At 75.1% G+C, this 12,154-nt stretch carries 13 protein-coding genes; 6 read left to right on the plus strand and 7 right to left on the minus strand.

Annotated features, from left to right (window positions below):
- Positions 1-2 precede the first annotated feature (2 nt).
- The 4 genes from OG559_RS28130 to OG559_RS28145 all read left to right on the plus strand — a co-directional run bounded on the left by OG559_RS28130 (position 3) and on the right by OG559_RS28145 (position 4,406).
- Complete coding sequence (locus OG559_RS28130; protein WP_405109205.1) at positions 3-1,283, plus strand: hypothetical protein; 1,281 nt, start codon at positions 3-5, stop codon at positions 1,281-1,283.
- Positions 1,280-2,458, plus strand: coding sequence for an aminotransferase class V-fold PLP-dependent enzyme (locus OG559_RS28135; RefSeq protein ID WP_405109207.1), 1,179 nt, complete (start codon positions 1,280-1,282; stop codon positions 2,456-2,458). The genes OG559_RS28130 and OG559_RS28135 overlap by 4 nt, the downstream gene beginning before the upstream one ends.
- Positions 2,455-3,486, plus strand: coding sequence for a methyltransferase (locus OG559_RS28140; protein ID WP_405109209.1), 1,032 nt, complete (start codon positions 2,455-2,457; stop codon positions 3,484-3,486). The genes OG559_RS28135 and OG559_RS28140 overlap by 4 nt, the downstream gene beginning before the upstream one ends.
- A gap of 164 nt (positions 3,487-3,650) precedes the next feature.
- On the plus strand, positions 3,651-4,406 hold the full coding sequence (locus OG559_RS28145; RefSeq protein WP_405109212.1) for a zf-HC2 domain-containing protein: 756 nt from the start codon (positions 3,651-3,653) through the stop codon (positions 4,404-4,406).
- 93 nt (positions 4,407-4,499) lie between these two features.
- On the opposite strand, the gene OG559_RS28150 is transcribed toward OG559_RS28145, so the two are convergent.
- The 4 genes from OG559_RS28150 to OG559_RS28165 all read right to left on the minus strand — a co-directional run bounded on the left by OG559_RS28150 (position 4,500) and on the right by OG559_RS28165 (position 7,957).
- Positions 4,500-5,075, minus strand: coding sequence for a sigma-70 family RNA polymerase sigma factor (locus OG559_RS28150; protein ID WP_405117042.1), 576 nt, complete (start codon positions 5,073-5,075; stop codon positions 4,500-4,502).
- 325 nt (positions 5,076-5,400) lie between these two features.
- Complete coding sequence (locus OG559_RS28155; protein ID WP_405109215.1) at positions 5,401-5,913, minus strand: PepSY domain-containing protein; 513 nt, start codon at positions 5,911-5,913, stop codon at positions 5,401-5,403.
- 71 nt (positions 5,914-5,984) lie between these two features.
- A complete protein-coding gene (locus OG559_RS28160) occupies positions 5,985-7,268 on the minus strand; it encodes a sensor histidine kinase (protein ID WP_405109217.1) in 1,284 nt (427 codons plus the stop codon).
- On the minus strand, positions 7,265-7,957 hold the full coding sequence (locus tag OG559_RS28165; protein ID WP_405109219.1) for a response regulator transcription factor: 693 nt from the start codon (positions 7,955-7,957) through the stop codon (positions 7,265-7,267). The genes OG559_RS28160 and OG559_RS28165 overlap by 4 nt, the downstream gene beginning before the upstream one ends.
- A 102-nt stretch (positions 7,958-8,059) precedes the next feature.
- Here OG559_RS28165 and OG559_RS28170 point away from each other — a divergent pair, with 102 nt between their 5' ends.
- Positions 8,060-8,524, plus strand: a complete 465-nt coding sequence (locus OG559_RS28170; RefSeq protein ID WP_405109222.1) for a septum formation initiator — start codon at positions 8,060-8,062, stop codon at positions 8,522-8,524.
- A 28-nt stretch (positions 8,525-8,552) separates the two neighbouring features.
- Here the strand turns inward: OG559_RS28170 and OG559_RS28175 are convergent, their stop codons facing one another.
- Positions 8,553-8,876 carry a TraR/DksA family transcriptional regulator gene (locus OG559_RS28175; protein ID WP_405109225.1) on the minus strand — a complete coding sequence of 108 codons (324 nt, stop codon included), beginning with the start codon at positions 8,874-8,876 and terminating at the stop codon, positions 8,553-8,555.
- 438 nt (positions 8,877-9,314) lie between these two features.
- Here OG559_RS28175 and OG559_RS28180 point away from each other — a divergent pair, with 438 nt between their 5' ends.
- Entirely contained in the window at positions 9,315-10,364 is a 1,050-nt protein-coding gene (locus OG559_RS28180; protein ID WP_405109228.1) for an LD-carboxypeptidase, read from the plus strand.
- 83 nt (positions 10,365-10,447) lie between these two features.
- Here the strand turns inward: OG559_RS28180 and OG559_RS28185 are convergent, their stop codons facing one another.
- Both OG559_RS28185 and OG559_RS28190 read right to left on the minus strand, forming a co-directional pair.
- Positions 10,448-11,371, minus strand: a complete 924-nt coding sequence (locus OG559_RS28185) for a siderophore-interacting protein (RefSeq protein ID WP_405117045.1) — start codon at positions 11,369-11,371, stop codon at positions 10,448-10,450.
- Positions 11,372-11,521: 150 nt separating this feature from the next.
- Positions 11,522-12,076: a GNAT family N-acetyltransferase gene (locus OG559_RS28190; RefSeq protein ID WP_405117047.1), complete on the minus strand. Its 555-nt coding sequence runs from the start codon at positions 12,074-12,076 to the stop codon at positions 11,522-11,524.
- Positions 12,077-12,154: the final 78 nt, after the last annotated feature.

A 12,154-nucleotide genomic window follows, 5' to 3' on the forward strand; every position in this document is an offset into this window, starting at 1 on the left:
TCGTGCGCGAGCTGACGAGCTGGCTGTCCGGGGGGGCCGATCCCGACAGTTTTCCCTACCTCCCGGTGATGGCTGAGTTCCACCGGACCGGCAAACATTTCGTCGGAAAGGGGCTGCTCGCTCTCCTCGACGAGGCGAGGGCGCACGTCGCCGCCCGGGCGGCCGGCGCCGGGCCGGCGGACTCCGGGCCCGTCCGGCTGCTGCGCGACTTCCTCGACGTCGCGCTCGACAAGTGGGACGGTCGGTACGACTACCGCAGCTACCTCGCGTTGCGCCTGCTCGGGCTGCCCTGCGGCGACGGCGGTGGCGGCTCGGTGACGGAGCGGGCCGCCACCCGCCAGGGCCGCGACCGGCTCCTCGTGCACCTGGTCGCCGACGCGCTGGCGTTCGAGCTGGCCGCCGCCGCCGGCACCACCGAGCTGCTACCTGAGCAGCGGCCCGGGCCGGCGCTGGTGGCCAAGCGCCACCGGCTGGGCGTCCGGGCCGTCTCCCCCGCGGTGTCCCGCCTGGGCCTGACCGTCGACGATCCCCAGCCGGCGGCGGCCGCCGCGGCGCTGCACGCCCTCGCCGCCGCCGACCGCAGCGCCGCCGAGGAGCGGGCGCTGCGGCTGAGCATGCTGCCGGTGTACCTGTCGCACGACGAGTACCTGTTCATCCGGGTGCTCCAGGCCTACGAGTGCGTCTTCGCCGGGCTCGCCGACGAGCTGCGCGCGACGATCGACGCGATCGACGCGGGCCGGGCCGTCGTGGCGGCGGAACGGTTGGGGTACGCCCGGGACCAGCTCTCCTCGGCCGCACCCCTGTTCTCGCTGCTGGCGAGTATGCAGCCGGAGTCGTTCCGGACGTTCCGGGCGTACACCGAGGGGGCCAGCGCGATCCAGTCCCGCTCCTACAAGCTGATGGAGTCGCTGTGCCGTACCCCCGAGGGGTCCCGGCTGGACTCGGCCGCCTACCGGTCGGTGCCCGAGCTGCGCGACCGGGCGCGCACCGGAGGGCCGTCGGTCGACGCGGCGCTGCGGGCGGCCGTCCGCGACGGCCGGCTGGCCGGGGCGGACCGAGCCCTGGTGGAGCTACGGATGCGCGAGTTCGCCGCGACGGTGCTGCACTGGCGCCGCACCCACCACCGGCTGGCGGTCCGGATGCTCGGCGAGCGGCCCGGCACCGGCTACACCGAGGGGACACCCTACCTGGCCGAGGTCCGGACGATCCCGGTCTTCACCGCCGTCGCCGCCGACCCCGACCCGGCGGCCCCGTCCGAACCGAGTGGAGGCTGTCCCGAGTGAGCGCACCCGAACTGGAACCCGCGATCGGCGGGCCGCGGCGTCTCGACGCCGCCGCGCATGCCGCGCTGCGCGCCGAGTTCCCCCTGCTGGAGACCTGCCTCTACCTGAACAACAACTCGACCGGCGCGGTGCCACGGGCGGCGCAGGGCGTGCTCACCGGCTACTGGGACACGTTGCGCACCTGGCGGGACGACGTGTGGCAGGGCTGGCACGAGGGCCTCGACCGGTACGCCGACGGGCTGGCCGCGTTCATCGGCGCCCCGCCGGGCAGCGTGGTCACCGACGCGAACCTGAGCATCCTGCTCGGCCGGATCGCGTCCTGCTTCGACTACCGCCCGCCGCGCGACCGGGTCGTCATCACCGACCTGGAGTTCCCGGCCGTGCCGTTCGTGTGGAACGCGTTCCGCCGCTACGGCGCCCGGCTCGACGTGGTCGGCACCGGCGGCCCCGGCTTCGACGAGGACGCGCTCGTCCGGCGCGTCGACGAGCGGACGCTGCTGGTGTGCGTGCCGCACGCCAGTTTCTCCTCCGGGGCCACCGTCGACCTGCCCCGCCTGGTCGCGCGCGCCCACGACGTGGGCGCCCTGGTGGTGGTGGACGCCTTCCAGAGCGTCGGGGTCATGCCGCTGGACGTGACGGCCCTCGGTGTCGACGTCGTCCTCGGCGGCGCGCACAAGTGGCTGTGCGGGGTCGGCACGGCCTTCCTGTACGTCCGCCCGGACCTGACGCCGACCCTGGAGCCGGCGGCGACCGGTTGGCAGGCCGGTGACCGGGCGCTGACCTTCCGGCCGTCGACCGGCTGGGCCGCCGGCGCCCAGCGGTTCGCCGGCGGCACCCCGTTCCCGCTCACCTCGCTGGTCTCCCAGGTCGGCCTGGACCTGCTGGCCGGCGTGGGCATCGCCGCGATCCGGGAGCACTCCCTGGCGTGCACCTCCCGGATCCTGGCCCGCGCCGTTGCCGCCGGCATCACGGTGGTCAGCCCGACCGAGCTGCATCGGCGCGGCGGCGTCGTGTGCCTGGACGTCCCAGACGGTGAGGCGGTCAAGCGACGGCTGGCCGCGCGGGACGTGATCTGCAGTTGGCGGGGCTACCTGCGGGTCGGCCCGCACGTCTACAACACCCTCGACGAGGTCGACGCGTTCATGGACGCACTGGAAGAGGAGCTGGGTCGATGACCGTCACGCTGTCGCCGCGGGCGCTGATGAGCCTGCTCGCCAACGGCACCAAGGCCATGGACGTGCTGGAGACAGCGCTCACCATGGGCCTGCTCGACGTGCTGGAGCCGGGCCCGGCCGTCCTCGGTGAGCTCGCCGAGAAGTTCGGGGTGCGGCCGCTGCGGCTGTACAAGTTCCTGGACTGCCTGGAGAGCCTCGGGTTCGTCGAGCGGGACGAGCCCGGCGACGACATCACCGCGGCCCGTTACCGGGCCGTGCCCGGGCTGCGCGACGCCGTGGCGGCGGTCGCCGGGCCGGACGCGATCGAGCGGGACCGGGACCGGTACCCGTGGCGGCGGTTGCACGGCCGGCTCGCGGAGAGCCTGCGCGGCGACGCCGGCATGACCGACGACGACTTCGCGTGGCCGCCGCGCGACGACGAGCAGACCGCCGCCTTCGAGCGCAGCATGGCCGTCGGCCTCGGCCCGGTGCTCGAGACGGTCCACCGGCACGCCGACCGGTTGTGGCCGGACCGGCGCCGCCTGCTCGACGTCGGCGGCGGCGACGGCACGCTCGCCGCCCGGGTGCTCGACGACGCCCCGGGGCTGCGGGCCGACGTGTACAACCTGCCGGCGGTGGCGCCGCTGGTGGAGCTGACGCGGGCCCGCTGCGGGCACCCGGAACGGCTGGGGTTCGTCGGCGGCGACTTCCTCGCCGAGCCGCTGCCGGGCGGCTACGACGCGCTGGCGTTCGTGCGGGTGCTGCACGACTGGCCGAACGACGTGGCCCGCACGCTGGTCGAGAAGGCGTACGCCGCGCTCGCGCCGGGCGGACTCCTGCTGATCTGCGAGGAGTTCCGCACCCCGGACCGGCTGGCGATGCAGTTCTTCTGGAGCTACTTCCTCATCGGCGTCGACAGCTGCGTCAGCCGGCTGCGGGAGGTGGAGTTCTACACCGGCCTGCTCGAGGAGGTCGGCTTCACCCGGGTGCGGGTGCTGCCCGGCGGCTGGGAGCTGGTCACCGCGTACAAGCCGCCGGACGCGCCGTGAGCCGGGCGGGGGCGGGCGGCGTTGCGGCTGCCGACCGAGGGCGGGGGCGCGCTCGTCGTCGAGCAGCGGCTCACCGATGACGACCGCCCCGCCGGGAGGCAGCACCGCGTGACACGTGGCTCGTCGGCGGGAACCACACGCCGCCGGCGAGCGACTATCGGTACATGCGGTGTGAGCAGTGGCGGGAGATGCTGTCGGCCCAGCTGGACGGGGAGGAGACCCTGGCCGAGCGGGCCGCGGCCGAGGGGCACCTGGACGCGTGCGGTGACTGTTCGGCCTGGTTCGACGCGGCGGCGGCGGTGACGCGGCGGGCGCGTACCCGGCTGGTGTCGCCGGGGCCCGACCTGGCCGACGCGGTCCTCGCCGCCGTCCCGGCCGGGGCTTCCCCCCGCCGGTGGACGCCCGCCCGGCGGGGCCGGCTGGTGGCCGGGTTGCGGGCCGCGCTGGGCCTGGTCGGCGCCGTGCAACTGGTGCTCGGGCTGACTCAGGTCGGTCGGGGCGCGGTCGTCGCGCACGCGCACGCCGCCGGCCAGCACCTGTGGCACGAGTCGGCGGCGTGGAACGTCGCCGTCGGCGCCGGGTTCCTGTTCGTCGCGGCGCGGCGGTTTGCGCCCGCCGGGGTGCTGCCGATGCTCAGCGCCTTCGTCGCGACGCTGGTGCTGCTGTCGGTGAACGACCTGATGACCGGCCAGGTGGCCGCGTCCCGGCTGGTCAGCCACGGTTTCCTGGTGGTCGGCTGGGTGCTCACCGTGCTGCTGTCGCGGCCCCGGCTCCGCCCGGGTGATCCGGCGCCGGGGCAGGGACGGTCGCGGGCATCCCGCTGGCGGGTCGAGCCGGACCAGCCCGAGCAGCCGGCCCCGCTGCGCCTGGTGCCACCGCAGCCGTACGCCGCGCAGGCCAGCGACCGCCGGGCCGCCTGAAGGCCGGCCCTCGGCGGGCGGGGTCGTCGGCGGTGCCCAAGGGCTCAGCGGGTCGGGCAGGCGTCGGCGGTCTCCCGGCCGCCCGCCGGGAACTCAGCCGGCGCTGGTCGGGCGGGCCGGGTGGGCGTCGGCGTGCCAGGCGGCCACGAGGTCCTCGCGCGCCCGCGCCACCCGGGAGCGGATCGTGCCGACCGGGCAGCCGCACACCTGGGCGGCCTCCGCGTAGGACAGGCCGGCCACCTGCGTGGCCACGAACGCCACCCGTCGCTCCGGGGCCAGAGCGGCGATCAGCCGGTGCAGGGCGACGCCGTCGTCGGCCGCGGGTTCGACCGCGCCCACACCCTCCGCCGCCGTGCGCCAGTCCGGCAGGGCCGCGGTACGCGGGCGGGTCACCGCCGCCCGGACGTGGTCGACGGCGACCCGGCGGGCGATGGTGAACAGCCAGGTGCGGGCCGAGGAGCGGCCGGCGAAGCCGGGCAGGCTGCGCAGCGCCCGCAGGAACGTCTCCTGGGTCAGGTCGTCGGCCTCCCCCGGCCCGGCGAGGTGGGCCAGGAACCGCCACACCGGGCGTTGCAGGGCCCGGACGAACGCCGCGGCGGCCTGCTGGTCGCCCTGCCCGGCGAGGCGTGCCCAGCGGGTCACCTGCTCGTCGTCGGCCTCCGCGGTCACCACGACCGGCCGCCCGACCCGGCGCGGATGGCCACGCCCGCCCGGTGGTGTGCTTCGGCGGTGCTCACGCGGACCGGTACGGCGCGCGGCGCTGTTGCGTTCACGTGGTCTGTCTCCCGGCCCGGTTCCGGCGGCTGACGCCTCCCACCAGCGGTGGGAGGGCTGTCTCCGCGCGCCGCCCCGGTGCGACGCACCACTGTTTGTCGGTCGCGGCGACGGAAAAGTTCCCGGTACCACGCCGCGCCGGGTAGGACGGCGGTCGGTGCGACGGGGACGGGCGGGCCGCTCCCGCGTGGGAGCGGCCCGCCCGTCCGGCCCGCGTCGCTCAGTCGTCGCTGTCGTCGTCATCGTCCTTGTCGTCACGGTCGTCGTCATCGTCATCGTCGTCATCGTCGACCGGCTCCTGCTCGGCCTTGACCACCGCGCCGTCGTTGCGGTCGACGTCGACCTCGTGCTCGGTCTGCCCGTCGACGATCTCGACACTCCACACCTGACGGCCGTCCTCGTCCTCGGCCTCGACCTCGACGATCCGGCCACCACCGGCGCGCGCCAGAGCGATCTCGCCGGCCCGCCGCTCGTCGACGCTCCCGCCGGCGGGCGAGCCGGTGGGGGGCGGCGTCGCCGTGCCGGCGGGCGCACCGGTGGCGGGCGCACCGGTCGCCGGCGCCGAGGTGGGGGCGGCGTCCGGGCTGCCGGTCGCCACCGGCGCCACGGTGGCGGCGACCAGGGCGGTCGGTACGGCGCGGTCGTCTGCGGCGGTGACGCCGAGGGCGACCCCGGCCACCGCCAGCATCGCCGCGCCGCCGACGGACGCCATGATCAGGGAGTTGCGCTTCATCTCGGTGCACCTTTCCTCGGTTACTACGTCGAGGATCGGCCGTGGCGGGATAGCGGCGCGCTGCACGAACGCTAAGGCGCGGTTAAGGTCGCCGGCGGGGCCAGCCACAGGCGCACCTCGGCCCCGCCGCCCGGGGCGGTGCGCAGCTCCAGCCGGCCGCCGCCGGCCTCCGCCACCCGGCGGGCGATGTCCAGGCCCAATCCGGTGGACCCGGCCGGGCTGGCTCCCCGGCGTACGGTGGCGGGCGGCATGCCGGGGCCCCCGTCGACCACGACGAGGACCACCCCGTCGGAGTCGCGGGCGAGCCGGACGGTGAACGCGGTGCCGTCCGGGGTGTGCGCGAACACGTTGCCGAGCAGCGCGTCGAGGGCCGCGGCCAACTCCTCGGCGGGCACCGTGACCGGCAGCGGCCCGGGATCAAGGTCGCAGCGGACCTCCCGCCCGGTGTCCTCGGCCAGCACCGACCAGAACGCCACCCGGTCGGCGACCACCGCCGCCGCGTCGCCGCCGGTGACGGCCGGCGACCGGTCCCGGCGGGCCTGGCGGATCAGGCCGGTCACGGCCCGCTCCAACCCGTCCACCGCGGCGGCGATCCGCGTCGCCTCCTGCGGCTCGCGCAGCGACTCGGCCTCCAGGCGGAGCGCGGTCAGCGGGGTGCGCAGCCGGTGGGAGAGGTCGGCCACCTCCTCGCGCTCCTGGGCGAGCAGGACCTGGATCCGGCCCGCCAGGTGGTTGAGCGCGCCGGCCACCTCGCGCAGTTCGGCCGGGCCCGCGGGCGTCACCCGGGCGTCCAGCTCGGCGTTGGCCAGCCGGTGCGACACCACGGACAGCTCGGCGATCGGCCGGACCAGGGTGCGGGCCAGCCGGTCGGCGACCAGCAGCCCGAGCAGCACCAGCAGCACCCCGAGCAGGGCCAGCACCAGCCAGGCCCGGGTCACCCCGGCGGTCAGCTCGGCGCGCGGCACCACCGTCCGGATCACGCCCGTGCCATCCGGCCGGCCCTGCACGGCGATGACCACCTCGCGTCCCTCGTCCGACTCCGCGGTCAGGCTTCGCCCCCGTTCGGCCAGGGCCACCGCCGGGGTACGTGGGACGGGCGTGCCCAGCACCGTGTCGCCGGGCAGGAACACGCTGACCGGCCGGCCAGACTCCGCGGCGAGCTGCTCGGCGGTCAGCCGGATGGTGGCGGCGTCGGCCGTACCCACCACCGGCACCAGGCTCTGCGCGTCCGCGGTCGCCCGGACCGTGGCCCGGTCCTCGGCCACGTCCCGCACCAGCAGCGCCAACGGCACCAGGAAGGCCACCAGGGTGAGCACGCTGACCGCGGCGGACAGCAGCGCCAGCCGCGCCCTCACCCGACACCGCCCGGGGACTCCAGCCGGACCCCCACCCCCCGCACCGTGTGCAGGTAGCGGGGCTGCTGGGCACTCTCGCCCAGCTTGCGGCGCAGCCACGACAGGTGCACGTCGACGGTCTTGTCCGCGCCCCCGTACGGGATCTGCCAGACCTCGGTGAGCAGCTCCCGCTTGGTGACCACCTCGCCGGGCCGGGCGGCGAGGTGGTGCAGCAGGTCGAACTCGCGCGGGGTCAGCTCGACCGGCGTGCCGTCGAGGGTCACCTGCCGTGAGCGCGGGTCGACCCGCAGCCCGCCCACCGCCAGCGTCGGGTCCTGCGCCGCCTGGACCGCGCCGCGCCGGAGCACCGCGCGGACCCGCGCGTCCAGTTGGGCGGCGGTGAACGGCTTCACCACGTAGTCGTCGGCGCCGGCGTCGAGGACCCGGACTATCTCGGTCTCGTCGTCGCGGGCGGTCGCCACGATGATCGGCACCGCGCTGACCGCGCGCAGCATCCGCAGCAGGTCCCGCCCGTCGAGGTCGGGCAGGCCCAGGTCCAGTACGACGAGGTCCGGCCGGTCGTCGAGGGCGTCGCGCAGACCCTCCATCGCGGTGGACGCGGCGGCCACGGCGTGACCCCGGTCCCGCAGCGCCCGCGCCAGCGGCGTCCGGATGGTCAGGTCGTCCTCGATGAGCAGCAGGCGGGGCACAGGATGCAGGCTAGCCGCCGGGACCGCCGCCGGCCGGTTCCTTAACCCTCTCTTAGCGTCGACCGGCGCTCCCGCCAACCTTCGATCGGGGATAGTCGGGGGATGCGTCGTCGCCGTGCCCTCGCCTTCGCCGGGTGGCTGGCCACCGCCGTGCTCGCCACCCTGGTCGGGGTGGCCGCGATCCGGCTGGTCGGGGAGAGCATCACCGGCACCCCGGGCGGGGTGCACAGCCAGCGGGACGTCGAACGGGCGCTGGCCTCGCCGCAGGCGAGCACGGCGGCCCCGGGCGGCAGCCCGTCCACCGGGCCGGGCGCGCCCCCGGCGACCGCGTCGCCGGGGGCCGGAGCGCGCCGGGCCTTCGCGACCGCCGGCGGCAGCGCCGTGGCCGAGTGCACCTGGGGCGGGGTGCGGCTGGTGTCCTGGGCGCCCGCGCAGGGCTACCGGGTCGGCGACGCCGACCAGGGCCCGGACGACGACGTCGAGGTCACCTTCGTCGGGTCGGGCGGCGAGCACGAGCTGAAGCTGCGGTGCGTGGCCGGCGAGCCGGTGGCCGTCGCCGACGACTGACCCGGCGACGGCCACCGGCGGATCTCGGTCAGCCGTGGTGCTTCTGCTGGCAGGGCACGCAGAAGCGGGCGTGCGGGACGACCTCCAGCCGCTCCGGCGGGATCTGCGCCCCGCACTTCTCGCACGCGCCATAGCGACCGTCCTCGATGCGGTGCAGGGCGTCGACGATCCGCTCCAGGCTCATCCGGGTCGCCGCGATCAGCGCGGCGCGGGTGTGCGCCTCGCCCGGGTCGCCGGTGTCGGCGGTCAGCTCGGTCAGCCGGACCGTCTGGGCCGCGTGATCGTCGGTCAGTGTCGCGCGCAGGTCGGCGAGCCACTGCTGGCCGCTGGCGCGCTGGATGTCGGTGCTCATGTCGCGTCCTTCCGGAAAAGGGTAAAAGAAAAGGGCCGAAGCCGGAAGCTTCGCCCTGGTGGCCGTACCCGTCGGAGATATTCCGGCGGGGGGCCACGCCCGCTGGGGATCGGGCTCGGCAGCCCGTGGATGGGGGCGGCGCCGAGCGACGGCGCGCCCGCCGGGCGGGTGGCCACCCACGTGCGCCGGCGGCCCGCGGCAGCCGGCGACGCCGTCACGACGGTGACGGTGACGCGGGCGAGCGGGGCGGCCGATGGCATGGGGCCACCATAGGCCGCCCCGCCGCAGAACCCAACCACGTTGCTCGCCGGCCGTCCCGGCCCAGGCGCGGCACGGCTCGCCCGTTGACCCCGGACACAGCGACGATAAACCAGGCCAACGCGGTGATCCACCCCAAAATGGGATGCGTACGGACTGGCGCACCTGTTGGATCTCGGCATGGAGCACGATCTTGTTCTTCCTCGGAAGGCACGCCCAGGGGACCGCATCGCAGTTCTCTCGCCGTCCTTCGCCGCAGCAGGTGCCTATCCCGGAATCCACGAGCAGGCCATGCGACGGCTTGCCGACGTGACCGGCCTGGTTCCGGTCGAATACCCCACCACCCGCGAGGTGGGTGCGACCGCGGCAGCGCGCGCAGCGGACATCAACGCCGCCTTCGCAGATCCCGAGGTGCGCGGCATTCTCGCCGTCGTCGGAGGCGAGGACCAGATCACCGTCATCCCGCATCTGGACGCCGACCTCGCCCGAGCCGATCCGAAGCCGTTCCTGGGCACCAGCGACAACACCAACCTGCACCACTGGCTCTGGGGCCTTGGCATCGCCAGCTTCTACGGCGGATCCTCCCAGGTACACCTCGGCCCCGGGCCTGCCGTGGACGACATCCACGCCCGGTCGCTGCGGGCGGCGCTACTCACCGGGGAGCGGCTGGAGATCACCGATCCGGGTGAATCCGAAGATGTCGGGATCGATTGGGCCGATCCGCAAGCGTTGGAACACTCCGGAGAACGCGAACCGACGGAGCCGTGGAGCTGGTACGGGCCGCGCCGCGCAGTCACCGGCACCGCCTGGGGCGGCTGCCTGGAGGTCATCCAGTGGATCCTGACGGCGGGACGCTTCCCATTTCCCCCGGAGATTCTGCAAGGCGGGGTGCTGATCATCGAGACGTCGGAAGAGCTCCTCCCTGCGCGCGATGTCAGCTTCATCGTCCGCTCACTCGGTGAACGCGGCATCCTCAGCGCCGTCGACGCGGTCCTGCTCGCCCGTCCGCCGGTCTCCGACCACACCCGTCGGCCCGCTGCCGCGGATCGGGCACGGCTACGCGAGCAGCAGCGCGAAGCGGTCGTCGACGTCGTGGCCCGCTACAACCCGGAGGCAGTCGTCTGCGTCGGCATCCCCTTCGGCCACACCCGACCGCAATGGATCCTTCCCCACGGCGGAGCCATCACCGTTGATGGCGTGGAACGTCGAATTTTCGCCGACTATCGATAGAACCCTCAGCGCTCGCCACCAGGTGCCACCTCAAGTCGGACGGGACACACGCCTCGCCCTGGTGGCGGCAACGCCGGTCATGGTCAGATCGGGTCGACCCGGCCCAGCCGCCAGTAGCCCATGAACGCCACCGCCCGCCGGTCGATCCCCCGCTCGGCGACCAGGTGCCGGCGCAGCGTACGGATCACACCGGCCTCGCCCGCCAGCCAGGCGTACAGCGGTCCCGGCGCCACCGAGGGCGACACCTCCCAGAGGAAGTCCCGGTCGACGTCCACGTCGGCGATCGGCGTCCGCCCGAACGGCAGGCCCGCCATGGCCGGTGTCCGGCCGGGCAGCAGGCCCGCCGTCGCCGCGGCGACGGCGGGAACCAGGCGGCTGCCGTGCGGACCCCCGTCGCGGGGCAGCCAGGCGACCTCGACGCCGGCCGGGGCCGGGACGGACAGCGCATCGGCCCGCTCCGGCACCTCCAGCAGCGCCCGGCCCCGGGCGTCGGGTGGGAGCCGTTCCAGGATGGCGCAGATCGCGGGCACGGCCGTCTCGTCGCCGGCCAGCAGCAGGTGGCCCGTCGCCGGGGGCCGGAACTCGATCCCGCCGTGCTCGCCGGGGTAGCCGGCGTCGGGGCCGAGCAGGGCGGCTTCGTCCCCGGGCCGGACCCGGTGGGCCCACCGGCTGGCCGGACCGCCGTCACCGTGCAGGACGAGGTCGATGTCGACCTCGGCCAGGTGCGGGCGGGCCGCCCGGACGGTGTAGGTGCGCACCGGGCAGCGCCGGTCCTCGGGCAGGGCCCGCCACCTCACGTACCAGTCGGCGCCGACGGGAAGTTGGACCCCGCGCTCCCCGGGCAGCGGCAGCGCCAGTTTGACCCGCTGGTCGTAGCCGTTGTCCGCGAACCGGTCCAGGTCGGGGCCGGTGAAGGTGACGCGGAGGAACGAGGGACTGAGCCGGCGTACGGCGCGGACCTCGACGGCGAACAGGCGCCACGGCGCGATGGGCAGGGTCTCGGTCATGACACCCTGCGCCGGCTGCGGCTGGACGTGATCAGTCGACACGAGGTTAGGCTAGCCTAATGTTCCCGGTCGGGTGTGAGGCGGTACGGCCTTCTCTCCCTCGGGCGACGGCCACCGGTCTGACCGGGCCGGACGGTGCCCGCCTACGGGTCACCCGAGCGCGGCGGCCCGGTCCAGGAAGAGCAGTTGGGCCCGCTTCTCCGGCAGGTCGATCTGCGGCCCCGGCACGAAGCCCGCGCGGGTCAGCCGGGCGATCGCCTTGTCGTTGCGCGCGTCAGGCTCCGCCACGATGCGCCGGCGGGCCGGGTCGGCGAGCACGAAGGCGAGGAAGGCGTCGAGCAGCACGGCGGTGAAGCCCCGCTCGGTGCCGCCGTCCGGCGGTCCGATCATCAGGTGGATGCCGAAGTCGCCGGGCCGGACGTCGTAGCACTCCCCCACCGGGTCGGCCCCGGGCTCGTACGTCTGGAAGAGCGCCACCGGCCGGCCGTCGCGGTGGATCAGATAGGCGTGGTGGGTGTCGAGCGAGTCCAGGTACTCGTAGATCTCCAGCACCCGCTCGCGGCCGGCGTCGCGCATGCCCCAGAACCGCGACCGCTCCCGGGTGACCCAGTCGTGGATCACGTCGATGTCCTCGGCCGGCCGCACGGGCCGGATGGCCACCTCGCCGAAGCCCTCGACGTGGCACGAGTAGGAGGTCGGGGACATCGTCATGGCTCTCCTCGGTGGGGTTCGGCTCCGGCCGGCGGCGCGGGCGCGCGTCGACCAACGATCCGCGTCCGGACC

Origin of the sequence: Micromonospora sp. NBC_01405 (genome assembly GCF_045040155.1) — a bacterium.
Lineage (GTDB): Bacteria > Actinomycetota > Actinomycetes > Mycobacteriales > Micromonosporaceae > Micromonospora.